The 26,270-nt window shown below is 65.4% G+C and carries 30 protein-coding genes and 1 pseudogene; 16 read left to right on the plus strand and 15 right to left on the minus strand.

The annotated features are described in order from the left end of the window. Positions 1 to 27 precede the first annotated feature (27 nt). The 9 genes from glnL to WAQ08_RS21390 all read right to left on the minus strand — a co-directional run bounded on the left by glnL (position 28) and on the right by WAQ08_RS21390 (position 9,493). On the minus strand, positions 28 to 1,182 hold the full coding sequence (gene glnL, locus WAQ08_RS21350; RefSeq protein ID WP_422194570.1) for a nitrogen regulation protein NR(II): 1,155 nt from the start codon (positions 1,180 to 1,182) through the stop codon (positions 28 to 30). A gap of 2 nt (positions 1,183 to 1,184) precedes the next feature. Continuing rightward, on the minus strand, positions 1,185 to 1,769 hold the full coding sequence (locus tag WAQ08_RS21355) for a hypothetical protein (protein ID WP_422194572.1): 585 nt from the start codon (positions 1,767 to 1,769) through the stop codon (positions 1,185 to 1,187). A 201-nt stretch (positions 1,770 to 1,970) separates the two neighbouring features. After that, positions 1,971 to 3,389, minus strand: coding sequence for a type I glutamate--ammonia ligase (glnA, locus tag WAQ08_RS21360; RefSeq protein ID WP_422194574.1), 1,419 nt, complete (start codon positions 3,387 to 3,389; stop codon positions 1,971 to 1,973). Between the two features lie 294 nt (positions 3,390 to 3,683). Beyond that, positions 3,684 to 4,496, minus strand: a complete 813-nt coding sequence (locus WAQ08_RS21365) for a competence/damage-inducible protein A (RefSeq protein WP_422194575.1) — start codon at positions 4,494 to 4,496, stop codon at positions 3,684 to 3,686. After that, positions 4,493 to 5,506, minus strand: coding sequence for an EI24 domain-containing protein (locus WAQ08_RS21370; RefSeq protein ID WP_422194577.1), 1,014 nt, complete (start codon positions 5,504 to 5,506; stop codon positions 4,493 to 4,495). The genes WAQ08_RS21365 and WAQ08_RS21370 overlap by 4 nt, the downstream gene beginning before the upstream one ends. A 132-nt stretch (positions 5,507 to 5,638) precedes the next feature. Then, on the minus strand, positions 5,639 to 6,613 hold the full coding sequence (locus WAQ08_RS21375; protein WP_422194624.1) for a sterol desaturase family protein: 975 nt from the start codon (positions 6,611 to 6,613) through the stop codon (positions 5,639 to 5,641). A 40-nt stretch (positions 6,614 to 6,653) separates the two neighbouring features. Next, positions 6,654 to 7,490 (minus strand): polysaccharide deacetylase family protein, encoded by an 837-nt coding sequence (locus tag WAQ08_RS21380; RefSeq protein ID WP_422194579.1) that lies wholly within the window; start codon positions 7,488 to 7,490, stop codon positions 6,654 to 6,656. Then, a complete protein-coding gene (locus WAQ08_RS21385) occupies positions 7,477 to 8,457 on the minus strand; it encodes a YncE family protein (protein ID WP_422194626.1) in 981 nt (326 codons plus the stop codon). The genes WAQ08_RS21380 and WAQ08_RS21385 overlap by 14 nt, the downstream gene beginning before the upstream one ends. Before the next feature lie 217 nt (positions 8,458 to 8,674). Continuing rightward, positions 8,675 to 9,493 carry a TIGR00266 family protein gene (locus WAQ08_RS21390; protein WP_422194580.1) on the minus strand — a complete coding sequence of 273 codons (819 nt, stop codon included), beginning with the start codon at positions 9,491 to 9,493 and terminating at the stop codon, positions 8,675 to 8,677. A gap of 151 nt (positions 9,494 to 9,644) precedes the next feature. Between WAQ08_RS21390 and WAQ08_RS21395 the strand changes: the two genes are divergently transcribed. The 3 genes from WAQ08_RS21395 (at position 9,645) to ubiE (ending at position 13,084) form a co-directional block, all read left to right on the plus strand. After that, positions 9,645 to 10,892 (plus strand): GGDEF domain-containing protein, encoded by a 1,248-nt coding sequence (locus WAQ08_RS21395; RefSeq protein WP_422194581.1) that lies wholly within the window; start codon positions 9,645 to 9,647, stop codon positions 10,890 to 10,892. Positions 10,893 to 10,964: 72 nt separating this feature from the next. Continuing rightward, the gene (locus WAQ08_RS21400; RefSeq protein ID WP_422194583.1) at positions 10,965 to 12,248 is read left to right on the plus strand and encodes an NAD(P)/FAD-dependent oxidoreductase; all 1,284 of its coding nucleotides are present in this window, start codon (positions 10,965 to 10,967) and stop codon (positions 12,246 to 12,248) included. A 104-nt stretch (positions 12,249 to 12,352) separates the two neighbouring features. Further along, positions 12,353 to 13,084, plus strand: coding sequence for a bifunctional demethylmenaquinone methyltransferase/2-methoxy-6-polyprenyl-1,4-benzoquinol methylase UbiE (ubiE, locus tag WAQ08_RS21405; protein WP_422194585.1), 732 nt, complete (start codon positions 12,353 to 12,355; stop codon positions 13,082 to 13,084). Positions 13,085 to 13,115: 31 nt separating this feature from the next. Here ubiE and WAQ08_RS21410 read toward each other — a convergent pair whose 3' ends face one another. Next, on the minus strand, positions 13,116 to 13,745 hold the full coding sequence (locus WAQ08_RS21410; protein ID WP_422194587.1) for a chalcone isomerase family protein: 630 nt from the start codon (positions 13,743 to 13,745) through the stop codon (positions 13,116 to 13,118). 106 nt (positions 13,746 to 13,851) lie between these two features. On the opposite strand from WAQ08_RS21410, the gene WAQ08_RS21415 reads away from it, so the two are divergent. Further along, complete coding sequence (locus tag WAQ08_RS21415; protein ID WP_422194588.1) at positions 13,852 to 14,814, plus strand: MerR family transcriptional regulator; 963 nt, start codon at positions 13,852 to 13,854, stop codon at positions 14,812 to 14,814. 46 nt (positions 14,815 to 14,860) lie between these two features. Here the strand turns inward: WAQ08_RS21415 and WAQ08_RS21420 are convergent, their stop codons facing one another. Next, positions 14,861 to 15,409 (minus strand): flavin reductase family protein, encoded by a 549-nt coding sequence (locus WAQ08_RS21420; protein ID WP_422194589.1) that lies wholly within the window; start codon positions 15,407 to 15,409, stop codon positions 14,861 to 14,863. Positions 15,410 to 15,447: 38 nt separating this feature from the next. Here WAQ08_RS21420 and WAQ08_RS21425 point away from each other — a divergent pair, with 38 nt between their 5' ends. Next, the gene (locus WAQ08_RS21425) at positions 15,448 to 15,909 is read left to right on the plus strand and encodes a YeeE/YedE thiosulfate transporter family protein (protein ID WP_422194591.1); all 462 of its coding nucleotides are present in this window, start codon (positions 15,448 to 15,450) and stop codon (positions 15,907 to 15,909) included. 99 nt (positions 15,910 to 16,008) lie between these two features. On the opposite strand, the gene ilvC is transcribed toward WAQ08_RS21425, so the two are convergent. The 3 genes from ilvC to WAQ08_RS21440 all read right to left on the minus strand — a co-directional run bounded on the left by ilvC (position 16,009) and on the right by WAQ08_RS21440 (position 19,551). Beyond that, positions 16,009 to 17,028, minus strand: coding sequence for a ketol-acid reductoisomerase (gene ilvC / locus WAQ08_RS21430; protein WP_422194593.1), 1,020 nt, complete (start codon positions 17,026 to 17,028; stop codon positions 16,009 to 16,011). Between the two features lie 67 nt (positions 17,029 to 17,095). Next, positions 17,096 to 17,587: an acetolactate synthase small subunit gene (gene ilvN / locus WAQ08_RS21435; protein ID WP_422194594.1), complete on the minus strand. Its 492-nt coding sequence runs from the start codon at positions 17,585 to 17,587 to the stop codon at positions 17,096 to 17,098. A 212-nt stretch (positions 17,588 to 17,799) separates the two neighbouring features. Further along, the gene (locus WAQ08_RS21440; RefSeq protein WP_422194596.1) at positions 17,800 to 19,551 is read right to left on the minus strand and encodes an acetolactate synthase 3 catalytic subunit; all 1,752 of its coding nucleotides are present in this window, start codon (positions 19,549 to 19,551) and stop codon (positions 17,800 to 17,802) included. 311 nt (positions 19,552 to 19,862) lie between these two features. On the opposite strand from WAQ08_RS21440, the gene WAQ08_RS21445 reads away from it, so the two are divergent. The 6 genes from WAQ08_RS21445 (at position 19,863) to WAQ08_RS21470 (ending at position 23,032) form a co-directional block, all read left to right on the plus strand. Further along, positions 19,863 to 20,447 carry an RNA polymerase sigma factor gene (locus WAQ08_RS21445; protein WP_422194598.1) on the plus strand — a complete coding sequence of 195 codons (585 nt, stop codon included), beginning with the start codon at positions 19,863 to 19,865 and terminating at the stop codon, positions 20,445 to 20,447. Between the two features lie 34 nt (positions 20,448 to 20,481). Further along, on the plus strand, positions 20,482 to 21,177 hold the full coding sequence (locus WAQ08_RS21450; RefSeq protein ID WP_422194600.1) for a DUF3619 family protein: 696 nt from the start codon (positions 20,482 to 20,484) through the stop codon (positions 21,175 to 21,177). Positions 21,178 to 21,185: 8 nt separating this feature from the next. Further along, positions 21,186 to 22,004: a DUF3106 domain-containing protein gene (locus WAQ08_RS21455; protein WP_422194601.1), complete on the plus strand. Its 819-nt coding sequence runs from the start codon at positions 21,186 to 21,188 to the stop codon at positions 22,002 to 22,004. Positions 22,005 to 22,040: 36 nt separating this feature from the next. Next, positions 22,041 to 22,580 (plus strand): RDD family protein, encoded by a 540-nt coding sequence (locus WAQ08_RS21460; protein WP_422194603.1) that lies wholly within the window; start codon positions 22,041 to 22,043, stop codon positions 22,578 to 22,580. Positions 22,581 to 22,683: 103 nt separating this feature from the next. After that, positions 22,684 to 22,875, plus strand: a complete 192-nt coding sequence (locus WAQ08_RS21465; RefSeq protein WP_422194628.1) for an LOG family protein — start codon at positions 22,684 to 22,686, stop codon at positions 22,873 to 22,875. Positions 22,876 to 22,924: 49 nt separating this feature from the next. After that, positions 22,925 to 23,032, plus strand: coding sequence for a hypothetical protein (locus WAQ08_RS21470; RefSeq protein WP_422194604.1), 108 nt, complete (start codon positions 22,925 to 22,927; stop codon positions 23,030 to 23,032). Here WAQ08_RS21470 and WAQ08_RS21475 read toward each other — a convergent pair. Beyond that, positions 23,014 to 23,191, minus strand: a pseudogene (locus WAQ08_RS21475) (transposase); the annotation flags it as partial. The gene WAQ08_RS21470 and the pseudogene WAQ08_RS21475 sit on opposite strands and share 19 nt — an antisense overlap. A gap of 369 nt (positions 23,192 to 23,560) precedes the next feature. On the opposite strand from WAQ08_RS21475, the gene WAQ08_RS21480 reads away from it, so the two are divergent. The 5 genes from WAQ08_RS21480 (at position 23,561) to WAQ08_RS21500 (ending at position 26,222) form a co-directional block, all read left to right on the plus strand. After that, complete coding sequence (locus tag WAQ08_RS21480) at positions 23,561 to 23,926, plus strand: hypothetical protein (protein WP_422194606.1); 366 nt, start codon at positions 23,561 to 23,563, stop codon at positions 23,924 to 23,926. Between the two features lie 153 nt (positions 23,927 to 24,079). Beyond that, on the plus strand, positions 24,080 to 24,490 hold the full coding sequence (locus tag WAQ08_RS21485) for a hypothetical protein (RefSeq protein WP_422194608.1): 411 nt from the start codon (positions 24,080 to 24,082) through the stop codon (positions 24,488 to 24,490). Positions 24,491 to 24,518: 28 nt separating this feature from the next. Beyond that, the gene (locus WAQ08_RS21490) at positions 24,519 to 25,151 is read left to right on the plus strand and encodes a glutathione S-transferase (RefSeq protein ID WP_422194609.1); all 633 of its coding nucleotides are present in this window, start codon (positions 24,519 to 24,521) and stop codon (positions 25,149 to 25,151) included. A 9-nt stretch (positions 25,152 to 25,160) separates the two neighbouring features. Then, positions 25,161 to 25,826 carry a hypothetical protein gene (locus WAQ08_RS21495; RefSeq protein WP_422194611.1) on the plus strand — a complete coding sequence of 222 codons (666 nt, stop codon included), beginning with the start codon at positions 25,161 to 25,163 and terminating at the stop codon, positions 25,824 to 25,826. A gap of 15 nt (positions 25,827 to 25,841) precedes the next feature. After that, entirely contained in the window at positions 25,842 to 26,222 is a 381-nt protein-coding gene (locus tag WAQ08_RS21500; RefSeq protein ID WP_422194613.1) for a hypothetical protein, read from the plus strand. Positions 26,223 to 26,270 lie beyond the last annotated feature (48 nt).

Here is a 26,270-nt window from a genome sequence, read left to right on the forward strand (position 1 = left end):
CGGCTCGGACCCGTCCACCGCCTTGGCTCATGGCAAGGGGATCAGGATTCGGAAGACCGTGCGTCCGGGCTCGCTCTCGCATTCGATGGTGCCGTGGTGCTGTTGAACGAAGGTTTGTGCCAGGGTGAGCCCCAAGCCCGATCCGCCTTCACGGCCCGACACCAGCGGGTAGAAGATGCGATCTCGCAGGGACTCCGGGATGCCCGGGCCGTTGTCCTCAATATGCAAGACAAGTGCCAGCCGGTGCAACTGGCGGTTGATCGTCACACGGCGGGCCACACGGGTACGCAAGGTGATCAGCGCATCGCCGGTCTGCGCCACGCGCTCGGACAGGGCCTGCGCTGCGTTATGTGCAATATTGAGCAGCGCCTGGATGAGCTGCTCGCGGTCGCCACGGAACTCGGGCAGCGAGGTGTCGTAGTCACGCCAGACCTGCAGCCCGCGCGGAAACTCGGCCAGGATCAGCGAGCGCACCCGCTCGCAGACCTCGTGGATGTTGACATCGCCCACCAGGTGCGGGCGGCGGTGCGGGGCCAGCAGGCGATCGACCAGGGCCTGCAGACGATCGGCCTCATGGATGATGACCTGGGTGTATTCGGTCAGCGCCTTGGATTCGAGCTCCATCTGCAGCAGCTGGGCCGAGCCCCGGATGCCCCCCAAGGGGTTCTTGATCTCGTGGGCCAGGTTGCGAATCAGCTCCTTGTTGGCCTGGACCTGATCCTGCACGCGCTCTTCGCGGTCCTGGCGCGCCTGCTGCTCGACCTCGACCAGTTCGATGACGACCAGATCGTCGTGCTCCATCCGCGTGACCAGCACCTGAACAGGCAGCGGGTCGGAGAACACATTGGGATGGCGCTTGAGGCGTGCCTCCAGGCGGCTGGTGGCATATTCGTTGGCGGACACGGCGCGAACCACGTCCTGCAACAGGGCCGGCTCCTCGAACCAGTCGAAGATGGTCTCACGCAGCACGCTGCGCCGTGACAGGCCCAGCTCTTCCTCGAAAGCCACGTTGGCGAACAGGCACTGGCCGTTGGGCTCGATCACGGCCACCATGGTGGCCAGATGGTCGAAGGCCTCGACACCTGCCGGCAGCAGGTGCTGCACCTCGGTCGGATCAACGCGTGAACCGCCGCGCGCGATGCTGTGCTGGCGGCCGAGCAATGGGGGGGTACGGGTGGCCATGATCACTGCGGCCGGGAGGTCGACGGCATGCCCACGTTGCTGCTGTTGTTGCTATTGCCGCCACCACCACTGCTACCGCTGCTCGCGCCGCCCAGCTTGGACAGCTCGCGCTTGATCGAGGCCACATCCGCCTCCTTGCGCGTGATGGCGGCCTTCATCGCGGCCACCCGGTCAAGGTACTTCTGGTAGTTGCGTTCGTCGCCAAGGCGATCCGGCTCGCCATTCTTGTATTCCTTCTTGAGGGCGGCCAGAGCCTCCTCTTCCTTGCGAAGTTCCGCCTCCAGGATGTTGCGCGAATCGGCATCGCGGGCCTTCTGATCCTGCGAGGAGACCTTTTCGCCGCCGCTGCCGCCAGACGAAGCCGTGGAACGCGGCGCCCCACGAGGCATCTGCGACTGGATGACGGTGATGGGCGCGCCCTCCAGCGTCTTGCATCCCTTGGCCGCGGCGTCCTTGGCCGACAGGGCATCGGTGTAGAGGTTGCCAGGGCAGCGGTAGACAGGCTTGTCCTGTGCGTGAGCCTGCGAGAAGGCCAGCACCCCAGCAAGAGCAGCCCCTTGCCAGATCCGGAGCGCCAGACGGTTCATCGATGATCCTTGCTTCATGCGCCTAGTATGCCCTCAAGCCCCCCTGCGCCAAGCCGGGGAGACCGCGTGTTTTACACATCAACGCGCCGGTGGCGCGGTGCGTCGACAGGCCCGTGCGCCCAATGGCGCCAGCGTTGACCCGCCAATGAAAAAGGGACGGCTTTCGCCGTCCCTTTTCGCTTCAATGAATCCCGAGGGGAATCACAGGGCGTAGTACATGTCGAACTCGACCGGGTGCGTGGCCATGCGGAAACGCGTGACTTCCTGCATCTTCAGGTCGATGTAGGCGTCGATGTACGCATCGGTGAACACGCCACCCTTGGTCAGGAACGCGCGGTCCTTGTCCAGGTATTCCAGGGCCTGATCCAGGCTATGGCAGACGGTCGGGACCAGCTTGTCCTCTTCGGGCGGCAGGTGGTACAGGTCCTTCGTGGCGGCTTCGCCCGGATGGATCTTGTTTTCCACGCCGTCCAGACCGGCCATCATCAGGGCCGAGAAGGCCAGGTACGGGTTGGCGGAAGGATCCGGGAAGCGCGCTTCGATGCGGCGGCCCTTCGGGTTGGCCACGTACGGGATGCGGATCGAGGCCGAGCGGTTCTTGGCCGAGTAGGCCAGCTTCACCGGGGCTTCGAAGCCAGGCACCAGACGCTTGTACGAGTTCGTACCGGGGTTGGTGATGGCGTTCAGGGCACGGGCGTGCTTGATGATGCCGCCGATGTAGTACAGGGCAAATTCGCTCAGGCCAGCGTAGCCTTCACCGGCGAACAGGTTCTTGCCGTCCTTCCAGATCGACTGGTGAACGTGCATGCCGGAACCGTTGTCGCCAACGATGGGCTTGGGCATGAACGTGGCGGTCTTGCCGTAGGCATGGGCCACGTTGGTGATCACGTACTTCTGCAACTGCAGCCAGTCAGCGCGCTGGGTCAGGGTGCTGAAACGCGTGCCGATTTCCATCTGGCCGGCGTTCGCCACTTCATGGTGGTGCACTTCGACGGGGATGCCGACGGATTCGAGGATCAGGCTCATTTCCGAGCGCATGTCCTGGAAGCTGTCCACGGGGGGCACGGGGAAGTAGCCGCCCTTGACGGTCGGACGGTAACCGGAGTTGCCGTGTTCGAATTCCTTGCTGGTGGACCAGGCGCCTTCTTCGGATTCGATCTTGAAGAAGCTGCCGGACATCTCGTTGCCCCAGCGGACGCTGTCGAACACGAAGAATTCGGGTTCCGGGCCGAAGTAGGCGGTGTCGCCCAGGCCGGAGGCCTTCAGATAGGCTTCAGCACGCTTGGCCAGCGAGCGGGGATCGCGCTCATAGGCCTTGCCGTCTGTGGGATCGATGACGTCGCAGGTCAGGATCAGAGTGGGCTCTTCGAAGAACGGGTCGATGTTGGCCGTGGTCGGGTCGGGCATCAGCTGCATGTCGGAGGCTTCGATGCCCTTCCAACCGGCGATGGACGAACCGTCAAAGGCGTGGCCCGAGGTGAACTTGTCTTCGTCGAAGTGGGACACAGGCACGGTCACGTGCTGTTCTTTACCGCGGGTGTCGGTGAAACGGAAATCAACGAACTTGACTTCGTTGTCCTTCACCAGCTTCATCACGTCGGCGACGGTCTTGTTGGCCATCAGATGCTCCTAGCAAGAGGCTTGTATGTGCAAGAAGAATTGGGTGTTTTGTCTGTTTCCAGATCAGAAACAGCGCGCAGTGTAATAGCGAAAACCATGCCGCCTGCCGGGGTGCGTCAAACTGTCAGGGCGAGAAAAATGCCAGTTCAGGTGCACCAAGGACGAATTCAGGCCCATGAAACAGTGCTTACGGCCGGAAAACGGATGCACCGCAACGCGCCAGAAAGTCGCATGACGAAACGTCGGCGGCGTCGCCAGGGCTGTGATGCACCCAATACGCACACATATGGTGCGTCATGTCTGTGCAAATTCGTTACGCACCACTTCTGGGCCCAATAATGCACCGAAATCGACCAGGCCGGCAACAAGGGCCGCAAAGGCTTGTTCGGTCTGTTCTGGCGCGCCCTTCACCCCCAACTCGATGTGGCGCCCATGCACCGGATGGTCCACGCTGGGCAGGCTGAACACCTTGATGCCCGCAAAGCGGGCCTCGATGTCGAGCATCAAGGGGGTCAGGCGCGATTCGATCGCGCCATAGACCACCACGGCACGCGATGCCTCCACGTCCTGCCCGTGCAGATCACGGTGCAGCGTGTCCAGCGCCCAGGCCATCATGGGCCAGGCCATCACCGGAAAACCGGGCACGAAGTGCAGGCGCCCCTCCAGCGTGAAGCCCGGGATCTGGTTGTAGGGATTGGGGATGATGTCGGCGCCTTCCGGGAAGAAGCCCATCTGCAGACGGCGGTGGGTGTCTGCCGACTCCGGGTCGAACACTTCGCCCTCCTGCTCGGCCAGAGCGCGGCAACGGGCCAGGATCAGCTCGTGCGCCTGCGGGTGCAGGGCCAGCGGGCGCCCCAGGGCATGACCTGCGGCCGCGCGGGTGTGGTCATCCGGGGTGGCGCCGATGCCGCCGAAGGAGAACACCACGTTGTTGCTCGCGAGCGCATCGCGGATGGCCGTGGTGATCATCTCGGGCTCGTCGCCCACATAGCGCGCCCAGCTCACTTTGAGTCCCCGCTCACCCAGCAGCTCGATGGACTTGGCCAAGTGCTTGTCCTGCCGGCGTCCGCTGAGGATTTCGTCGCCGACGATGATGAGTCCGATCATGGGGTATTCGGCCTGGAAGGGGTTGAAGGCAGAGAGGGCATGGCGCCTGGCGGGCCCTGCACTTCGCGCACGGGCACGTCAATGACGGTGCTGTCCGGGGCATGGGCGGGTGCCTGGGGCGCTTCGGCGGTGGGGCGCAGCTCACGGACATCCGCCACGGCCTGGGCCTGCAGGGCACGCTGGCGCTGCAGGGCCGCCAGCAGGTAATGCGCGAACCACAGGCTGGAGAAGGCGAACACCATGGTGTAGAGCCACACGGAGATCACCAGCATCAGGGGCGCCAGGATCACGGTGAAGGCCCCCAGGGCCCACAGCGCGGCCGGCGCGGCCCCCAGGTAGCCCGAGATGATGCCGATGGCCAGCAGGGCCGAGCGGCGCTCGCGCATGAGCTGCTGGCGCTCCTTGACACTGGCGTGGTCGGCCAGGGTGTCGTAGGCCATCACCCGGTAGGTGAGCCAGCCCCAGATCAGCGGCGGCAGCACCAGCGCGAACGGCGGGATGAACCACAGGGGCAGTGACACGAACAGCGCCAGCAGGGCCACCACAGCCGAACCGGCAGACAAGGCCAGCGAGCCGTACCAGGTGCCGCCATGCTGGGCCTGCAGAGCTGGGAAACGCCGTTCGGCCACCAGCTTGACGATGGCCGGCGTCATCATGGTGGCCACCACCAGCAGGCAGATCACCACCACCACGGGCACGGTCACGATCACCAGCAGCAAGGGGGCCAGCACGGCGCGGAAACCCGTGGCGCCCAGGCCATCGAGCCAATCCAGGAAGGTCTGACTGAGCGACCAGGTGTCCAGCCACACCCGGATCTGGGCCACGGCATCCGTCCACCCCCACCAGGCCAGGCCGCCCAGGCACACCATGGTGAGCAGCAAGGGCAGCACGGACAGCCAGATCACCCGGGGGTGCAGGCAGTACAGCATGGCGCGCCAGGCGGCGTCCACGACGGAGGCCGGCGCCAGTTTGGCGATGTCAGGCGGTGATGTCGGTGTGGTGGCGGGCATCTTGGGAGCTTGAGGCCGTGGTCTTCAGACCTGCCAGCATACCCAAGGCTGGATGACCTGTGCCGGTGCCAGGACAGGCTTGCAGCGGCTGACCTGCGCAGGCATGCGCCTCACCAGCGCGTCATCAACCCTTCACCACCGCCCCACCAGGCGCTTGAGCCCCAGCCACTGCTGGGCCCAGAAGCCCTGACCGTACTCCCGCGCGCCGTGCTCGGGCAACTGGTCGCGGATGCCGGTGGGCTGCACCGGCGTGTGGAAATCGGCCGTGCGGAAGATGATGTCCCACACCGGGAACAGCACCGCGAAGTTGCAGCCCCCCAGGGAGTGCGGGCCGTTGGATTCATGCCCGATGGCGATGCCATGGTGCACCCGGTGAAAGCGCGGCCCCACCACCAGGCGTTGCAGCCAGGGGCCGAAGCTCATGCGCACATTGGCGTGCGACAGGCTTTCGATCAGTTGCGTCAAGGCCACCACCGCAATGAACTGCCCCGGCGGCACGCCGATGGCCCGGGCCACCAGCACGATGATCAGGTCGCGCAGCAGATCATCGAACACGTGGTTGCGGTTGTCGCTCCACATGGTCATCTGGCGCTGACTGTGGTGCAGCGCATGCAGCGCCCACCAGCGGTTCAGCCCATGCTGGCCGCGGTGGATCCAGTAATCGACGAAATCGAACACCACCAGGTAGAGCACAAAGCCCAGCCAGGCCGTGTCCGTGATGCCGGGCCACAGGGGCGCCACCAGGGCATCGAGCTGGATGCCGCTCACGCCCTGCACGCTGGCCCAGCCGAAGACGCCATCGATCACGGGCTCGATCGAGAAGAACAGCGCCACCCGGAACAGGCCCAGGCGGTGGAGCAAGGTGTAGAGGATGTCGACCCGCACGGCGCGTCGATCGGTCACGGCCTCGACGGGCAGCAAGCGCTGCAGCGGCCAGAAGATCAGCAGCATCACCAACAGCTGGATGAGGCCCACCAGCAGCCAGCCGGTCGCGTCGAACGCGTCTTCGAGCAGGTTGCCCCAGCCCATGGCGAACAGCACGGGCTGCACCACGTGCTCGAACAAGGCTTGCTGCGCCAACCCGAACTGGTCGGACAGCCATGCCATCCAGGTGTCCCACATGCCTGCTGATCTCCTTGCTGCGGCCTCAGGGGGCCTTGCCAACGGTACGGTAGTCGGGGTGGTCGCGCAGGGTGGTGAAGCACAGGCCCTTGGCCTTGAGCCCGACGATCAGCGGTTCGAGCACGGCCGGCGCCCAAGGTTCCTGGCGCGACCAGATGCCCAGGTGCGCCAGCAGGATGTCGCCCTCGCGGACCTGGGCCAGGGCCTGGCGCAGGAGGTGGTCATTGGGGTAGCGGTCGCTGGGCAGTTCGTCGCCCAGGAAGCCGGCGGATGTCCAGGGCACATGGTGCCAGCCGCATGCGCTGGCGGCGGCCAGCAGCTTGGGCGAGGTCTTGCCGCCCGGAGCGCGGAACAGCGCCCGCATGGGCTGGCCGGTCATGGCTTCGAAGCGGCGGGCGCTGCGGCTGAGTTCTTCGCAGTATTGCGCGGCTGTCAGGTTGACCGATTGACCATTGCGGGGGCCGGCCGTCGGGCGGAAGGTGAAGCCCTGCGGCGTGTCCTTGCGCCACACGAGGTGATCCCAGGTGTGCGAACCGAAGTCGTGTCCCTGGGCGGCCATGGCCTTCCACCAGGGGGCCCAGTGATCGTCCAGGCTGGCACCGGCGGGGCGATCGCCCACGGGCTGGGTGCGCTCGTTGGCCAGGAAGAAGGTGACAGGCACCCGCTGGCGCTGCAGCACCTCGGCCACCAGCGGCGCCACGCCCATGTGGCCGGTGTCGAAGGTGAGGTAGACGGGCCGCTTGCAGGCGGCTGCGGGTATCTCGGCGGCAGTCGCTGCTGCACCGGGAGCCGCCATCAGGGGCGCGCTGACCAGCATCAGCGCGGCCAGCAGCACCCGCTTCAGGGCTTCAGCGCGGCGCATGATCCAGTGTCCAGACCCCGTGGGGGGATCGACCCACCCTGACCTGGCGAACCACCCTGCCCTCTACGGTGTCGATGAAGGTGAGCCGGCGCGCCCAGCGCGAGGTGGTCAGGATGGTCTTGCCGTCGGCCATCATTTCCATGCAATCGGGACCGCCCGGTGCGGGGTAGTTGGCCACCACGGCCAGCGTCTGCAGGTCGATGCGGCTGATGGTGTTGGCCACGCGGTTGCTCACCAGCACATGCCGGCGGTCACCCCAAGCGCGGAAGGCATGAGCGCCCTCCCCTGTCTCGATGCGCTTGACCAGCGCGGGCTTGGGGCCACGCACGTCATAGACCTCGACGAACTTGTCGCCCGTCAGGCCCAGCAACAGGAAGCGGTCGTCATAGCTCAGGAAGACGTCGGCCGGCATCTTGCCCGTGGGCACCTTCCAGCGTGGCGTCTGCGTCAGCAGATCGATCGAGATCATCTCGTCGCTGTCCTGCATCGACACATAGGCCACCGTGCTGCGGCTGTCAATGGTGATGTGGCTGGGCGTCTTGCCGGTGGCGATGCGCTTGGCCAGCGTGAGGCCCAGGCCGTCGGGTTGCCCGTAGGACACGCGGTAGATGTCGATGTGGTCCAGGCGGTTGGCCGCCGTGATGAACCACTTCATGTCCGGCGAGAGGCGCAGGTGGTAGGGATCCAGGATGCCGGTGAGCACCTTCTGGACATCGCCGGTACGCGGATCGAGCAGCGTGATCGTGTCGCTCATGGCGTTGGCCACCAGCAGCGACTTCTCGTCAGGTGTGAGGTACAGGTGATGAGGCTCCTTGCCCGTGGGCACCCGCTTGACCTCCTTGAAGGTGACCGGATCGATCACGCTCACATTGGCATCGAGCGAATTGAGCACGAAGATCGGCGGCTTGGCGGCCTTGGCCAGCGGCCAGACCGGCGCCGAAGCGCCCTGGGCCCAGGCGGTGGACAAGGGCCAGGCCGAGGCGGCCACACCCGACAGCGCCCAATGCGCGCCAGACAACAGGAAGGACCGGCGCACTGGCGCCTTGGGAAAGCCACGTGAAGTCAATTGGATCACCTGCGATGAACCGCGCAGTGTACGCGGCACGTCGGCCACGGCAGCCGACCCAGATCAAACGCACGACCTGGGATTTGTGCCGACAGGCAAGCGCCGGATTTGCCCTGGATCAGTCGCTGTCGCCGCCGCCGATGATGCCGCCCAGGATGCCCGCGCCAGCCACGCCGGGCAGGAGCGAGCCCTCGCCACGCCCGCCGCCGCCTGTCTGGGGCGCCGCCGCGAAGATGCGCGAGGCCAGGCGCGAGAAAGGCAGGCTCTGCAGCCAGATCGTGCCCGGGCCGGTCAGGCGGGCCAGGAAGATGCCCTCGCCGCCGAACAGCGCCGTCTTGATCTTGCCCACGTACTGGATGTCGAAATCCACCCCGGGGGTGTAGGCCACCACGCAGCCGGTGTCGATCAGCAGACTCTCGCCTGCCTTCAGGTCACGGCGCAGCAGGGTGCCGCCAGCGTGGACGAAGGCCAGGCCATCGCCGTCGAGCTTCTGCATGATGAAGCCCTCGCCGCCGAAGAAGCCCACCCCCAGCTTGCGCTGGAAACCGATGCCCAGCGACACGCCCCGCGCGGCGCACAGGAAGGAATCCTTCTGGCACAGCAGGCTGCCGCCCAGTTGCGCCAGGTCCATTGGGATGATCTTGCCCGGGTAAGGGGCGGCAAACGCCACGCGTTTCTTGCCGGTGCCCTGGTTGGTGTAGACGGTGGTGAACAGCGATTCACCCGTGATCAGCCGCTTGCCCGCCCCCAGCAATTTGCCGAAGAAGCCTCCCTGCTGCTGCGAGCCATCGCCGAACACCGTGTCCATCTCGATGCCGCTGTCCATATACATCATGCTGCCGGCCTCGCCGATGGCGGCTTCACCCGGATCCAGCTCGACCTCGACGAACTGCATCTCGCTGCCCTTGATCTCGTAGTCGACGACGTCCATTGCCATGATGTGCATGCTCCAAAAAACAACAGGTTTGATCTGCCCCGGCCCCCCGGGATAATCGCGAAACCACCGCGGTGCGATCAGGGGCACAGTGACTGTTGTCCGGATTGTGCTCGACTTCGCCCCTCACTTTTCGACCACCACGCCCAAGCCCATGGCCGTTCTGGAGAACCTGCACGCCCCCACCCTGTTCTTCACCACCATCGTGGTGATGGCCACGGCCGCGAGCATCATGACCTACGTGGGGCTGACACAGCGCACCTACCGGGGCTTCTGGTGGTGGGTATGGGCGCAGTGGCTGAACCTGGCCGGCGCCGTCTGCACGCTGTACCGGTACGAGCACCCAGCCATGTTCGCCCTGTCCGTGCTGCTGGCGCTGCAGTGGCCGATCACCATGCTGGTCGGCCTGCGGCGCTTCTACGTGCGCTCTGAGCTGCCCGTACCGCCCTGGGGCGATCAGGTGGTGCTGGTCGGCGGCTTCCTGTGGTGGCTGCTGGTGTGGTCGCACGCCCCGGATGACGCCGGCGGCCGCGTGGCCTCGTTCACGATGTCCAGCATCGCCGGTTACGCCTACGCCTCGTGGATGGTGTGGTCCATCCGCGAATGGCGTGACAGCCCCCACCTCAAGGCTTTTCTGCTCTTCATGGTGCTGGGTGTGGGGGTGCAGATCCCCCGGCTGATCGAAGGCCTGCGCCTGTGGGGCCACCCCGTGGCCGACACCCGCACCTTCGTACAACAGCCCTTCCTGAGCCTCACGCTCACGGTGGCCGTGATCTTCGCCGTCTACATGGGCCTGCTGCTGACCTACGAGCGCACCGAGCAGGACCTGCGCGAATCCCAGCGCCAGCTGCGCCTGATGGTCGATTTCGACATGCTCACGCAGCTGCCCAACCGCCGCCACTTCCAGGAGATGGCACAGCAGACGGTGCGCCTGTCGCCCCCCGGCGCCTGCGCGCTGATGCTGTTTGACATCGACGGCTTCAAGCACCTCAACGAGGTGCACGGCCACGCGGCGGGCGACACGGCCTTGCGCATGGTCTCCGGCGTGGCGCGCTCCATGCTGCGGGGCCGCGACCTGGTCGGCCGCCTGGGGGGCGACCAGTTCATCGCCCTGCTGCCCGACACCACCCCGCACGACGCCCTGCACGTGGCCACGCGCATGGCCCGCCTGATCGACGACAAGCAGCGCGAACGCGGCTCCAGCCGGGAAGCGATCGGCCTGAGCGTCGGGATCATCCAGGTGCAGGAGCAGGAATCCATGGACCACGCCATGCACCGCGCCACCGAAGCCGTGGCCGAGGCCAAGCGCCGTGGCGCGCACCGCGCCGTGGTGGCCGATGTCGATGCCCAGGGCGACCTCGCAGTCGCCACCGAGCAGGCTTTCACACCGGCCCGTTCCTGATCCCTGTCCGTTGCGACACCGCCCCCTTCTCCTGTTTTGACTGCCTTGCCCTCCCCGATCGCTTCCCCCTCGATGCCTGACTTCGACGTCGTCGTGATCGGCGCTGGCGCTGCCGGCCTGTTCTGCGCCGGCGCGGCTGGCCAGCTCGGCCTGCGCGTGCTGCTGCTGGACCACGCCACCAAGGTGGCCGAAAAGATCCGCATCTCCGGCGGTGGCCGCTGCAACTTCACCAACCGCGAGGCCCTGCCCGCCAACTACCTGGGCGAGAACCCGCACTTCTGCCGCTCAGCGCTGGCGCAGTACACCTGTGGCGATTTCATCGAGCTGGTACGCAAGCACGGTATCGCCTTCCACGAGAAGCACAAGGGCCAGCTGTTCTGCGACGGCAGCAGCCAGCAGATCATCGACCTGCTGCTGGCCGAGTGCGAGCGCGGGGGCGTGACGCGGCGCCAGCCCTGCGGGGTGAAGGCCGTGCGCGCGATCGATGCACCCGCTGAAGGCGGCCACCGCTTCGAGGTCGACACCGACCAGGGCGTGGTCCGCACCGACCACGTCGTGATCGCCACCGGGGGCCTGTCCATCCCGAAAATCGGTGCCACCGATTTCGGCCAGCGCCTGGCGCAGCAGTTCGGCCACCGGATCGTGCCCCTGCGCCCTGCGTTGGCGCCCTTGACCTTCGATGCCACCCAATGGGCCCGCTGGATTGCGCTGGCCGGTGTGGCCCTGCCGGTCACAGTCACCGCAACACCGGCCGCGCCCGAGAACGCCAAGGGCAAGCAAAAGGTCAAACCCGTCAGCTTTGACGAGGATCTGCTTTTCACCCACCGGGGCCTGAGCGGCCCGGCCATCCTGCAGATCTCCAGCTTCTGGGTACCCGGCCAGCCCTTGACCATCAACCTGGCGCCCGGCATCGACCTGGCCGCCGCCCTGCGCGAGGCCAAACAAGGCTCCCGCCGCCAGCTCTCCACCGTCTGGAAGGATGCGCTGCCCGAAGCTGTGCCTCAGCGGCTGGCCCAAGCCTGGCTGCAGGATGTCGCCCAGCATCACCCCGCCCTGCAGGACACCGCCGCCGTCGCCGAACTGAAAGACAAGGACCTGGATGCCCTGGGCCAATCGGCCAACGCCTGGTCGATCACGCCCAATGGCACCGAGGGTTACGCCAAGGCCGAAGTCACCGCCGGCGGCGTCGACACGCGCGAGCTCAGTTCACAGACCATGGAGAGCAAGCTGCGCCCCGGCCTGTACTTCATCGGCGAGGTGGTGGACGTGACCGGCTGGCTGGGCGGCTACAACTTCCAGTGGGCCTGGTCCAGTGCCATGGCCTGCGCCAGGGCCATCGCCGCCGGCAGACCTTGAGCCCCCAGGGCCGGGCTACGCCCAGCCCGCCCCCCAGGGGGGTCAAGGAAACTTGGGGCGGCCCGGCGTTTCCTTAAGCCTGAGCCCCGCGCTAAGATGCGCGCATGAGCGACACCCACTTCGGTTTCGAGACCGTCGACGAATCCCAGAAGGCCTCGCGCGTGCGCGGCGTCTTCGACTCCGTGGCCGGCAAGTACGACATCATGAACGACCTGATGTCGATGGGCCTGCACCGCCTCTGGAAGGCGTACACCATCGCCGCCAGCGGCGTGCGCGAAGGCCAGAAGGTGCTGGACATCGCCGGTGGCACGGGCGATCTGGCCCAGGCCTTCGCCAAGCGCGTGGGCCCGCGCGGCACCGTGGTGCACACCGACATCAACGAGGCCATGCTGGCCACTGGCCGTGATCGCCTGATCAACGCCGGCGTGATGCTGCCCACCACGCTGTGCGACGCCGAGAAGCTGCCCTTCCCCGAAAACACCTTCGACATCGTCACCGTGGCCTTTGGGCTGCGCAACATGACGCACAAGGACAAGGCCCTGGCCGAAATGTGCCGCGTGCTCAAGCCCGGCGGACGCCTGCTGGTGCTGGAGTTCTCCAAAGTGGCCAAGCCGCTCGAGAAGACCTACGACTGGTACTCGTTCAAGATCCTGCCCAAGATCGGCAAGCTGGTGGCCAACGACGAAGAGAGCTACCGCTACCTGGCTGAATCCATCCGCATGCACCCGGATCAGGCCACGCTCAAGGCCATGATGAAGGACGCCGGCTTCGGTCATGTCGATGTACACAACATGACGGGCGGCGTCGTGGCCCTGCACATGGGCCTGAAGTGCTGATGCACTGAGGCGCTGATGAGTTGACGCGGCCTCAGGTGCGCGGCAGGCCGAGCAGTTCGGCCTTCAGCGGCTTGGAGCCCACCTCATCACCGATCCAGATGCGCAGCAGCGCCCGGTAGAAATCTTCGCCGGGGATGTCGCTGCCCATCACCTTGCCATCCACCGACACACGCGTGCCCACCCCGGGCAGGTAGTCCAGCTGGATGCGCGAGCCCTTATGGGCCTCGCCCACCGAGCGCATCACGGCCTTGAGCGTCTCCACGCGGGGCTGCAACTGCGCCAACTCGGCCTTGGCGGTGCCATCGGCCAGGCCCTTGCTGAGGTTGTCGGCCAGTAGTTCGGCGCCCACATCCCGCATCATCACCAGCTGCACGCGCTTGGCGCCCGGCATGCCCAGCACATCGGGCGCACGCGTTTCCTTGTGCGGCAGGTACAGGCCGACCACGTAAACCTTGATGAACATCTTGGAGCGCAGGCCCAGGCCATTGAGCACCAGGGGTTGCCCCGACAAGGTGGCCACGTCTTCCATGGTGACGCCCGCCACCTCCGCCGCCAGCACCGGGCGAGCGCTCAGGCACGCACCTGCCGCAGCCAGCGCTACCAGTGTCGCCATCGCCAGGCGGCCGTGCGCCCACCCACCACGTTCGTTCAGCTTGTTCATGTTGGGGTCAATCACGAAGGGGGTTGGTGAAAAAACGGATGGCAATGCTACATCGCAAATGCAACATTGCTGTACTTATCATCCCGCATTTCCAAACGCATTACAAATGCCCGCCAAAGCTCCCCTGACGCCAGCCCAGAAGAAGACGTCCGTCGGGTCCGCCACCGCCAAATCCGCACGCAGCACGAGCGCGTCGCGGCAGCGCGCCACGCCCACCGCATCGGGCATGACCGTGGACGAACTGGCCAAGCAGACCGGGGTATCGGTGCGCAACATCCGCGCCTACCAGACCGCCGGGCTGATGCAACCGCCCGTGCTGCACGGGCGGTTGGGGCTGTACTCGGCCAAGCACAAATCGCGGCTGGAGCTGATCCGCGAAATGCGCCACATGGGCTTCGGCCTGGAGGCCATCGGCGATCTGCTCGCCCGCGTGCCTGACCGCGCGGGGGCTGAATACTCGCTCATCGCCCAGCTCTTCTCCAACGGCTTTTTCCGGGTCGAGCAACCGCTGCGCAAGAGCCTGGCCGAACTGACCACGCACTGGGGCGAGAGCATCACCGCCGACCAGGTGATGCCGCTGCTCAACACCGGCCTCTACCAGACGATCGAAGCCGACCTGGAGCACCCGCTGCACGGCGGCACGCAGGTCGATGTGCTGAGCCCCTCGCTGTGGGCCATCGGCAAGCAGATGGCCGAGATGCAGGTGCCGCTGTCGACCTCGCTGGCGCTGCAGAACCAGTTGATCGAGCACCTGCGTGCCATCGCGCAGGCCTATGTCGACCAGTTCGTGATCGCCATGGTGCGCGAGCTGATGCAGACGCTGGAGCCCCGCGGCGACATGACCACGGACGAGCGCATGTCTGATGAAGACCCGCTGGCCAGCCTGTCACCCAATGCGCTGCGCACCGTGCTCAACCTGTTTGAGCGGCTGCGCCCGTTGGCCATCGGCTCGGTGTCGGCGGCGTTTCCGGTAGTGCTGCAGCAGGAGTTCGACCGCGGCGTGCACGACAAGCTCAAGGCGCGCGTGCGCCAGCAGAACGAGAAGCGCACATCCGCACGGGACGACTGAGCAGGCCAGGCCCCTGCGTCAGACAGCACACGCCGTCCAGGGGGCATCAGGCCCTGGATGCCTGCACGACCTCGCCTTGGGTGAAGAACACCCCGCCCGCCACATGGTGCAGCGTGCTGTGGGCCGGGTCGATCTCACGCCAGCGGCCGCCATCGAACAGGCGCTCATCGGCCCAGGCGGCAACCACCTCCGCCAGGAACAGGTTGTAGCGCTGCGCCATCTCGGGCTCGTCCAGCACACGGCACTCCAGCCAGGCGACGCAGCCCTCGACCAAGGGCGCACCGGTCTTGCTGCCGGCAAACGTCGACAACCCGGCCTCCGTGAACTTGTCCTGCTCACGCCCCGAGGCGCTGCCCACCAGGCAGACGGCCTCGATTTGAGCGCGTGCAGGCACGCACAGCGCAAACTCGCACGAGGCTTCGATCAGTTCGCGCGTGAAAGTCTTGTGGTCAATCACCACCGCCACCTTGGGCGGCGAGAAATCCAGCGGCATGTTCCAGGCTGCCGCCATCACGTTGCGGCGGTCGCCGTGCACTGCGCTCACCAGCACGGTCGGGCCATGGTTGCCGCGCACCTGAGCCTTCCACCGTTTCATCCTCAGCGCCCTGGTGGCGCCGTCGCTGGGCGCCGCACGTGGGCGGCATCCTCATCGGCGCCTTGGACGTCGTGGCCTTCCTTCGCGTCTCGCCCTTGGCCGTCACGTCCGAACTGGGCAGCCTGACGCGCCCCCTGGCCGATCAGCAAGGCTGGCTGCCCAGCCGGCTGGAAGGGCTGGACACCTTCAAGGGCTGCGTCACCACCATCAAGGAGACGCTGTCGTCCAACAATGGCGCGCTGGTGATCGGCCTGGTGCTGAGCGCTTTCGTCGCAGCCTTGATCGCGGGAGATTTCAAGCCCCGCTGGCCCAGTTGGCAGGAAGCCGTGCGCAACTTCGCGGGCGGCGTGCTGATGGGCCTTGGCAGCATACTGGCCCTGGGCTGCACGGTGGGCACACTGCTGTCGGGGATCATGGCCGCTGCGGTGTCTGGCTGGGTGTTCTTGGTCTGCGCAGGCGCAGGCCTGTGGCTGGGCTGGTGGTTGCGCCAACGCTTCTGACCAGACCCATCCAGCACAAAGAAAAAGCCGCCTGAGGGAAACACCCCAGGGCGGCTTTTTTGAGCTGTCAGACAGCCGGCTCAAGGCCGGCCACCATGATCAGTTCTTCGACTGGTCGACCAGCTTGTTCTTGGAGATCCAGGGCATCATGGCGCGCAGCTCTGCACCCACGGTCTCGATCGGGTGCACCGCGTTCAGGCGACGGCGAGCGGTCATGCTCGGATAGTTCGTCTTGCCTTCCTGGATGAACATCTTGGCGTATTCGCCGGTCTGGATGCGCTTCAGAGCAGCGCGCATGGCTTCGCGCGACTTTTCGTTGATCACTTCCGTGCCCGTCACGTACTCACCATACTCGGCGTTGTTCGAGATGGAGTAGTTCATGTTGGCGATGCCGCCTTCGTACATCAGGTCGACGATCAGCTTGAGCTCATGCAGGCACTCAAAGTAGGCCATTTCCGGAGCGTAACCAGCTTCGGTCAGCGTCTCGAAGCCCATCTTCACCAACTCGACAGCGCCGCCGCACAGCACGGCTTGTTCGCCGAACAGGTCGGTTTCGGTTTCTTCGCGGAAGTTGGTCTCGATCACGCCACCCTTGGTGCCGCCGTTGGCCGCAGCGTAGGACAGGGCGATGTCACGGGCCTTGCCGGACTTGTCCTGGTAGATCGCGATCAGGGAAGGCACGCCGCCGCCCTTCAGGTACTCGGAACGCACGGTGTGGCCGGGGCCCTTGGGGGCGACCATGATCACGTCCAGGTCGGCGCGGGGCACGACCTGGTTGTAGTGCACGTTGAAGCCGTGGGCAAAAGCCAGCACGGCGCCTTGCTTGATGTTGGGCTCGACATTGTTCTTGTACACCTCGGGGATGTTCTCGTCGGGCAGCAGGATCATGACCACGTCGGCGCCCTTGACGGCCTCGTCGACCTCGGCCACCTTGATGCCGCCAGCGGCTTCGACCTTGGACCAGGACGCGCCGCCCTTGCGCAGACCGACCGTCACATTGACGCCGGAATCACGCAGGTTTTGCGCGTGGGCGTGGCCTTGCGAGCCGTAGCCCACGATGGTGACGTTCTTGCCCTTGATCAGGCTCAGGTCGGCGTCCTTGTCGTAATAGACTTTCATTGGTTGCTCCAGACAGAAACTTGGGGTTGATTGCAGTGATGCAAAGAAAGAGGCCGGACGGGCCAGGTCAGACGCGCAGGATGCGCTCGCCACGACCGATGCCGCTGGTACCGGTGCGTGCGGTTTCGAGGATGGCCGCGCGGTCGATGGCCTCCAGGAAGGCATCGAGCTTGGAGGCATCGCCCGTCAGCTCGATGGTGTAGGTCTTGTCGGTGACGTCGATGATGCGGCCGCGGAAGATGTCCGCCATGCGCTTCATCTCCTCGCGCTCCTTGCCGACGGCGCGCACCTTGATGAGCATCAGCTCACGCTCGGTGTAGGGGCCTTCGGAAAGATCGACCACCTTCACGACTTCGATCAGGCGGTTGAGGTGCTTGGTGATCTGCTCGATCACGTCGTCCGAGCCGGACGTCACGATGGTCATGCGTGACAGCGAGGCATCCTCGGTGGGTGCCACGGTCAGGCTTTCGATGTTGTAGCCGCGGGCAGAAAACAGGCCCACCACGCGCGACAGCGCGCCGGGTTCGTTCTCCAGCAGCAATGCAATAACGTGCTTCATTTCAATCGTCCTTTCGCGCTCTTGAGCCAGCCGGCGGTAACCGGATGGCCGTGGCTACGGGGTTCGACAAAGTCAGGGGAAAAGCCCTTGGTGCCGCCCTGCCCCATCGCCGCATCGCGGCGCGAGGCTTGAATCGCCCGCCCGGGCACCGGAAAGCACTCGGGCGTCGATCCCCGGGCAGCGCCGGGGCACGGGGTTTACTTCAATGTGGTTTACAGATCCTCGGAGCCCAGCAGCATCTCGGAGATGCCCTTGCCGGCCTGCACCATTGGCCAGACGTTTTCCGTCGGGTCGGTGCGGATGTCCAGGAACACCGTGCGGTCCTTCAGCTTGATGGCCTCGCGCAGCGCGCCTTCGACGTCACCCGGGCGCTCGATCAGCATGCCGACGTGGCCATAGGCCTCGGCCAGCTTCACGAAGTCGGGCAGCGCGTCCATGTAGCTGTGCGAGTAGCGGCTGCCGTAATCCAGCTGCTGCCACTGGCGCACCATGCCCAGGTAGCGGTTGTTCAGCGACAGCACCTTGACCGGCGTGTTGTACTGCAGGCAGGTCGAGAGCTCCTGGATGCACATCTGGATCGAGCCTTCGCCGGTCACGCAGAACACGTCGGCGTCGGGCTTGGCCAGCTTGATGCCCATGGCGTAAGGCAGGCCCACACCCATGGTGCCCAGGCCACCGGAGTTGATCCAGCGGCGCGGCTCTTCGAACTTGCAGAACTGCGCTGCAAACATCTGGTGCTGGCCCACGTCGGAGGTGACGTAGTAATCGGTGCCACGCGTCAGCTCGGTCAGCTTCTCGATCACGTACTGAGGCTTGATGACCTCATCGGACAGCTTGTACTTCAGGCAGTCACGCTTTTTCCACTCGTTGACCTGGTTCCACCACGTGGCCAGGGCGTTCTGGTCGGGGCGCTGGGTGGATTCCTTGATCTGGGCGATCAGCTCCTGCAGCACGTCCTTCACATCGCCCACGATGGGGATGTCGACCTTGACGCGCTTGGAGATGCTTGACGGATCGATGTCGATGTGGATGATCTTGCGCTCGACCTGGGCGAAGTGCTTGGGGTTGCCGATCACTCGGTCGTCGAAGCGGGCGCCCACTGCGATCACCACGTCGGCGTTCTGCATGGTCATGTTGGCTTCGTACGTGCCATGCATGCCCAGCATACCCAGGAAGTTGGGATCAGACGCGGGGATCGCACCCAGGCCCATCAGCGTGCTGGTGGACGGGTAGTTCAGCAAGGCGCACAGCTCGCGCAGCTCCTTGGCGGCTTCCGCCAGGATCACGCCGCCGCCGGTGTAGATGTAGGGGCGCTTGGCACCCAGCAACAGCTGCACGGCCTTGCGGATCTGACCGCCGTGGCCCTTGCGCACCGGGTTGTACGAGCGCATTTCCACCGACTCGGGGTAGTGGAAGACCGTGGTCTTGAGCGACACATCCTTCGGGATGTCGACGACCACGGGGCCGGGGCGGCCGGTGCGCGCGATGTGGAAGGCCTTCTTGAGGGTAGCGGCCAGCTCGGCCACGTCCTTGACCAGGAAGTTGTGCTTGACGATCGGACGCGTGATGCCGACGGTGTCGCACTCCTGGAAGGCGTCCAGACCGATCGCGGGCGTGGGCACCTGACCGGTGATGATCACCATCGGGATCGAATCCATGTAGGCCGTGGCGATGCCGGTGATGGCGTTGGTGACGCCAGGACCGGAAGTGACCAGGGCCACGCCGACGTCACCCGTGGCACGGGCGTAACCATCAGCGGCGTGCACAGCGGCCTGTTCGTGGCGCACCAGCACGTGTTCGATCGTGTCTTGCTTGTAGAGGGCGTCGTAGATGTACAGGACGGCACCGCCGGGGTAGCCCCACATGTACTTGACGTTTTCGGCCTGCAGACACCGCACGAGGATGTCAGAGCCATTGAGGATTTCGGCCGCGCTACCGTGCGCGTTGCCTTGGGACATGTCCATGATTGATACGACCTTTCGGATTTTCTCTAACGAAAAACGATCGGTGCCCCTCTTCACAGCCCGGCCCCTGGGGGAGCCTGACCACAGCCCAACATCGACGGATCGACACCGGGCTCGCCCTTGTGAGGCGGATTCGAAGCCTGCGCGGCCTGCCACCAGCGCTTGTGAATGCCTTTCGGCGCGCGGGCTCAGGCCAGATCGGGATGGCGCAAAGACCTAGATTATCGCATCACTCATAACCGATGTGAATACTCCCCGTAAACTGGGCGATGCCATAATCCCGCGTCCCAGTTTCCAGCCCCCGCATTTCCTTGACCGACGCTCCTCTCTCAACCGCCGACGAACTCAACGAGTTCCTGAGCAGCGTGGAGCGCCGGGCGTTCAAGCGCACGGTGTATGCCGTCCGCGACGAGGATGCCGCGCTGGACATCGTGCAGGACGCCATGATCCGGCTGTGCACCAGCTACTCGGAACGCCCCTCCAACGAATGGCCCATGCTGTTCCAGCGCATCCTGTCCAACGCCACGCTGGACTGGTTCCGCCGCCAGAAGGTGCGCAACGCGCTTTTTCAGAACATGGGAGACCTGGAGGCTGCGGTCGAAGGCGATGACCATGGCGATCTGGACCTGCTGGAAATCCTGCGAATCGACAACGGCGGCACGGAAGGTGCTGAGGATTCCGCGCAGCGCACCGAAATCCTCGCCATCATCGAAGAAGAGATCGGCCAGTTGCCCGGGCGTCAACGGGAAGCGTTCCTGATGCGTTACTGGGAGGAAATGGATGTTTCAGAGACGGCGGCGGCCATGGGCTGCTCCGAGGGCAGCGTCAAGACGCACTGCTCCCGGGCGGTGGCTTCGCTGGGCAAGGCCCTGAAGGCCCGCGGCATCGGTTTGTGACATCCATCGGTTTTCAGTTCAGGCCATAGCAATCATGTCGTCCACCAAGCATTTGACCCCCGCGCAGACCGAGGCCTTGCAGGCCTGCTTTGCGCTGCGCGTCACCGCGCGGCTGGACGAAGGCGCGCGCCAGCTCCCCCATGACATCGGCGAGCGCCTGCGCATCGCCCGGCAGCAGGCCGTCGCAGCCGCGGCCCAGGCGCGCCTGGCGCCCCTGGTTGCCCCCGCAGCGCAAGCCGGCGTCATCGCAGTCACCACGCCCAAGATCTCCCTGGCCGGCGCCGGCTCGTCTGGTGCCGATGCCTTTGGCACGCCCCTGTTCAATGCCCCCCGCCGGGCACACACCCCGCACGAGCACCGCCGCCTGGACGACGGCCCCACACCCTGGTTCTGGCGCCTGGCCTCCACCCTGCCCGTGATCGCGCTGGTCGCGGGGCTGTGGGGCGTGAGTGACTGGACGCGCCACGAGCAGGTCCAGGCCGCCGCTGACGTCGACATGTCCCTGCTGACCGACGACCTGCCCCCTTCCGCCTACGCCGACCCGGGCTTCGAGGAATACCTCAAAACCGACGCCGACCAACCGGCCCAGGCCACCGAGAGCGCCGCCTTGCAGGAGGCTGAACAGGCCCTGGCCGAAGACCTGGCACCCGCGGTGTCCTCGGATGCGCACACCGACGTCATGCCCGGCGTCGATAACGGCGTGCCCGCCCTGCCCCCGGCACCACGGTGAGGCACGGCATGAACACCCCGCTGCACCGCCGCCCGGCCACCTGGGCTGCCGCCACGCTGGCCCTTGCCCTGTTGGCGGCCTGGCCCACCTGGGCGCAGCCTGGCACCCCGCGCACGGCCGTGCAGCAATCCGCGGACAGCAGTTGGAACGCACTCACCCCGGCGCAGAAGAAGGCCTTGATGCCGCTGGCGACCCAGTGGCACACCCTCGACGGCACCACCCGCGACAAATGGATCAACGTGGCCAACCGCTTCCCGCGCCTGTCGGTGGCGGACCAGCACCGCATGCAAGACCGCATGACGCAGTGGTCGCAACTGCCGGCCCGGCAACGCGGCGAGGCGCGCCTGCGCTTTCAGAACACGCGCCAGCTCACCCCGCAGGAGCGCCAGCAGAAGTGGGAGGCCTACCAGGCCTTGTCACCCGAAGAAAGGCAGAAGCTGGCCCAGCAGGCGCGCCGCAAGCAAAAGCCCGTGATGCTGCCCGATGCCGAACCCGGCCCGCGTGAAGCCGCCCAGCAGGCGCGCCTCAAGGGCCGCCAGCGCGTCAATGACGACGGCAAGACCAATCTGGTACCCAACCCCGCACGCAGCAGTCCCTCGCCCGAGGCCGTGGCCCCGGCCGTGGTCAAGGCCGGTCCGGGCGCGACCACGTCCCTGGTCACGCAGGCGGCCACCCCCCCGCTGCACCAGCACACCGGCCTGCCCAAGATCGCGGCCACCAAGAACTTCGTCGATCCGGAAACGCTATTGCCGCGCAAGGGCTCGCAAGGGGCGGGCATGACCCCTGTGACGCGCGTCAAACCACAGCCCACTTCCCAGCAGCCCTGAGGTCTCAGCCGCCGCCGTGCGGTTATCCTCCCGGGCATGTTCCGACCTCCCGAAGTTCCCCCGTTGACCCTGGCCCAGTGCGCCGAGCGCGCCGCCGGCCCTGCAGCCCCCCTCAAGCGCCGCCTGGCCGCTTTCCTGTATGAAGGCGTGCTGCTGTTCGGCGTTGTGATGTTGGTGGGCGCAGTGTTCAGCGTGGCTACGCAGCAGCGGCACGCCCTGCAGGGGCGTGAAGGGCTGCAAGCCATCCTGTTCCTGGCCCTGTCCCTGTACTTCATCTGGTTCTGGAGCCATGGCGGGCAGACCCTGGCCATGAAGACCTGGCATGTCCGCCTGGTGCGCCACGATGGCCTGCCCCCCACCTTGCCCCAGGCCGCCGGGCGTGCCGTGCTGTCATGGCTCTGGTTCGCGCCGCCTCTGGCGCTGGCATGGGCCGCCCAATGGCACCATGGCAAATCCATCGGCGGCCTGCTGGCCCTGTGGATGGTGGCCTACGCCATCCTGAGTTTCATCCTGCCCCACCGGCAGTTCCTGCACGACGTGCTGTGCCGCACGCGCGTGATCGATACCCGACCATGAGCAATACTCCTTCCCGCGCCGCCTTTTCCGTCTGTGTCACTGCGGCTCGTGCGACGGGCTCGACCCGGCTCACAGCCAGGCAGCCCGCGACTGCGGCACCTTCATCGGCCAGCAAGGCTGGGGGCTGGTGTATGGCGGCAGCACCGGCCTCATGGGCACGGTGGCCAATGCGGCCCTGACCGCCGGCGCGCCCGTGATCGGCGTGATCCCGGAGCGACTGATCCAGCGGGAGATCGGCCATGACGGCGTGACCGAGCTGCAGGTGTCGATTCCATGCGCCAGCGCAAACAGTTGATGGCACAGCAATCGGATGCCTTCGTGGCCTGCCGGGCGGCATCGGCACCATGGAAGAGATCTTCGAGATCTGGGCCTGGCGCCAGCTGGGCTACCACCACAAGCCCCTGGGGAAGGTCTGCATAAATCGCGCGAACGTGTGCTTGGCACTGGCATGAAGCGGGTCTACCCGAGCAGCTATGGACTCCACGCTCTTGCGCAACAGCGGCAGCATCAAACCTGCGCAGTAGCCCTTGAGCCCCCGCGTGGCGATCCGCATGCCCAAGACCTTGTGACAGGTGATCCATGTACTCATCAAAGCGTTCGCTCGCATCCATCGTCTCTCACGCAAAGAATGAAGAGATGCACATAATGTCTTGATTTTTATGACACAGTAATACTAAGCGTAAATATAATTTACGGATAGATTATTAGTCGCCTCATCAGCTCGGCATCCCGGGCTTTTTGCCTAGCGCCTGCAGTTCATGAGCCTCGGCGCGCAAGCCTTGAAGGCTGTCGCGCCGAGCCCGGAAGGCCAGCCACGACGCTTGGCGCTCGGAACGCCGAGTCAATCTCGTCGGGGCACGAGGATCAAGTGCCTCAAGGCCCGAGCGTTAAGCCCGAGCCGCAGCAAAAATAACTCGGCTGATGTAGCACGGATCTCCGCGCTCGTACAAAATCTTTTGGCCAACGCCACAGAGCCCGGGATGGAACCCAAAGAAGACGTCATCTGCGCCAAGGGCTGGTTCAAGCCTGGCAGTGAAACGCTTGTGCGCGAGTGGGCCAACCACATCAACGCGCGCAGCCTTACCATCGTCCCCATGACCACCTCCAAACACACTCTCTGGCAAGCCCGCTGGGACATCGACCAGCACGCCAACCTGGCCACGCACGACAACGGCCTGCGCGTGCGCCTGCAAGATGGCCAGGGCGTGGCCGAGAACGCTGCCGAGATCGCTCTTACGCTCGCGGCCGTTCATGGCCAGCACAACGCTGACGCCATGGTGCAGCGGCTGGTGCGCGAAGGCACGCAGTTGCTCATCGATCCCTTCTCCAGAGGCTGGCGCGGCTGAGCCGTGCTGATGCTCATCGTCATCCCCAGGCTGGGTGTCACCGTCTTCCAGCACAATAGATAGATAAGGGTCTCGCCGCAGGCAGGCCACGCATTCAAAAACAGGAGGCAATGCCGATGGCACACGGCATTGCCCCATTCAAAGGGGGGCCGCATGCTGAACTTCATCATCCGCGTCGGCATGGCATTGGTCGGTCTGGCCATGCTGGTCGAAACCTTCATGCCACCCATCAGCGAAGCCACCAAGATCGATCGCCACGAACTGGTCAGCCGGCGCGACTCAGACAACCGTACCAGCCCCCTCTACCGGCTCCACTTCTTCGGCAGCCGCATCGCCTCGTGCGATGTAGGCGTCACGGCCTATGACGGCACGACCGATGGCGACCGCATCACGGTGCGCTACACCAGGCTGTTCAAGGCCTGCACCGCCATCGACAAGGATGGGATCAAGGTCTATGCCAATCAGGGCTGGCGATGGTTCTACGCAGCCGGGGCGGTCTTTCTGCTGCTGGCTGCGTTCGGCGCGTTGCCATCATTGGAGTTCGAGGGCCGCAGGATCTACTAGGCTCGCATCTTTCACAGAGGACACCGCCATGAAACTCATCGGCATGCTCGATTCGCCCTACGTGCGCCGCGTGGCCATCTCGCTGGAGGTACTGGGCCTGCCCTTCGAGCACGAGGCCGTGTCGGTCTTCAGCACCTTCGAGCGCTTCCAGGCCATCAACCCGGTTGTGAAGGCCCCCACGCTGATCACGAACGACGGCACGGTGCTGATGGAGTCGTCGCTGATCCTGCAGTACGTGGAAGCCACGCTCACTGGCGGGCGCACGCTGTGGTCCATTGATGCCGCCACGCGACTGGCCGAGTTCCGCGCCGTAGGCCTGGCCCTGGCGGCCTGCGAGAAAAGCGTGCAGATGGTTTACGAGCGCCAGTTGCGCCCCGCCGCCGCGCAGCACGCCCCTTGGATCCAGCGGGTGCTGGGCCAGCTCACTGCGGCCTATGCCGCGCTCGAAGCGGAGATCCAGCGCCAGCCGGCGCTGTTCCAGAACGCGCACAGCCAGGCCGCCATCAGCGCCGCCGTGGGCTGGCAGTTCACGCAATCCATGCTGGCCAGCGAGGTGGATGCCGGCCAGCACCCAGCCCTGGTGGCACTCTCGGCCCGCATGGAGCAACGCGCCGAGTTTTTGAAGTACCCGCCCCTGGGGCCGGGCGTGCCTGCCGCCTGAACACCCTGCATGTCCAACACCATCCACTGGGTCTTCTGGCTGGTCGCCCTGGGCATCAACGGCTTCGTGATCTTTCTGTGGGTCATCTTTGGCCTGGCGGGGTCGGGCAACATGGAAAGCCCCCAGGCGCGGGGCCTGGTCTGGGGCACCGTGCTGGGCGTGGGCCTGCCGCTGCTGCGCTCCATGCACTGCATGACCAAGGAGCGCTTCTCGTCCGCGATCACCACGACGCTGGCCTTTGTGCCCCTGTCGATGGGGCTCACTTTCGTGATGATCGGGGTGTTCAAGTTCACGGCTTTGCCCCCGCCAGAGCGGCTGGCATTGGCATCTGCGGCACATCAGGCGCCAGCCGCTGCCCCCCAACCCCTGCCACCTGAGGCAGAAGCGGTGCGCGTGGCCAAGGAAATCGCCTTTCTGAAAGCCAACTTCTTGAAGATGCATTGCATGCGGCACCTGCTGGATCGGCCCCATGCCGCCATGCCGGACGATGCCTTCTTCCGCGAGTCCTACACCGTGGAGTTGTCCGCCCCCTCCGAGCTGATGGACCACCCCAGCAGCGAAGTGCTGGTCGTGCGCAAGGCCGACCATCAAGCCTATCTGCTCCAGCTCAATGGCTTCGATGGCACCACCAAGGCTTTCGGGCCAGTCAATATATCCGACTGCCTCATCCGCTGAGGCCTTGACAAGCACATGACTACGGTCATCGTCGCCATCGTGCTGATCCTGGTGATCGTGGCACCCATCTGGCTGCTGGGCACCGGCTTGCTGTACGCCTCGGCCAAGCTCAAGACGCCCTACTTCCTGCTGTTACTGGCCGGTCTGATCCTGCTGCCTTATGGCGGCTACAAAGCACTGGAGTACCGCTGGCAGATGCAGGCCGTGCCTGATGCGCTGCACGTCACATCCCTGAGCTACAGCAATGAAGAGTCCTGGGGCTTCGGCCCGGGTGGCAACGAGGCAGGCTTTCGGGCTTACCCCTTGCCTGACGAGGTGGCGGCGTCTGTCAAGGTAGTTGACGCGTCGAGCTTTAAATTGCTTATGCCGCTCGGCGCTCCTTGTCTCGTTGGTTGAGATAGACCTGCTCTGGTTCTCCCCAGCGCCTGATGCCTCGACTCCAGC

Origin of the sequence: Aquabacterium sp. (assembly GCF_049274795.1) — a bacterium.
Taxonomy (GTDB): domain Bacteria; phylum Pseudomonadota; class Gammaproteobacteria; order Burkholderiales; family Burkholderiaceae_C; genus Aquabacterium.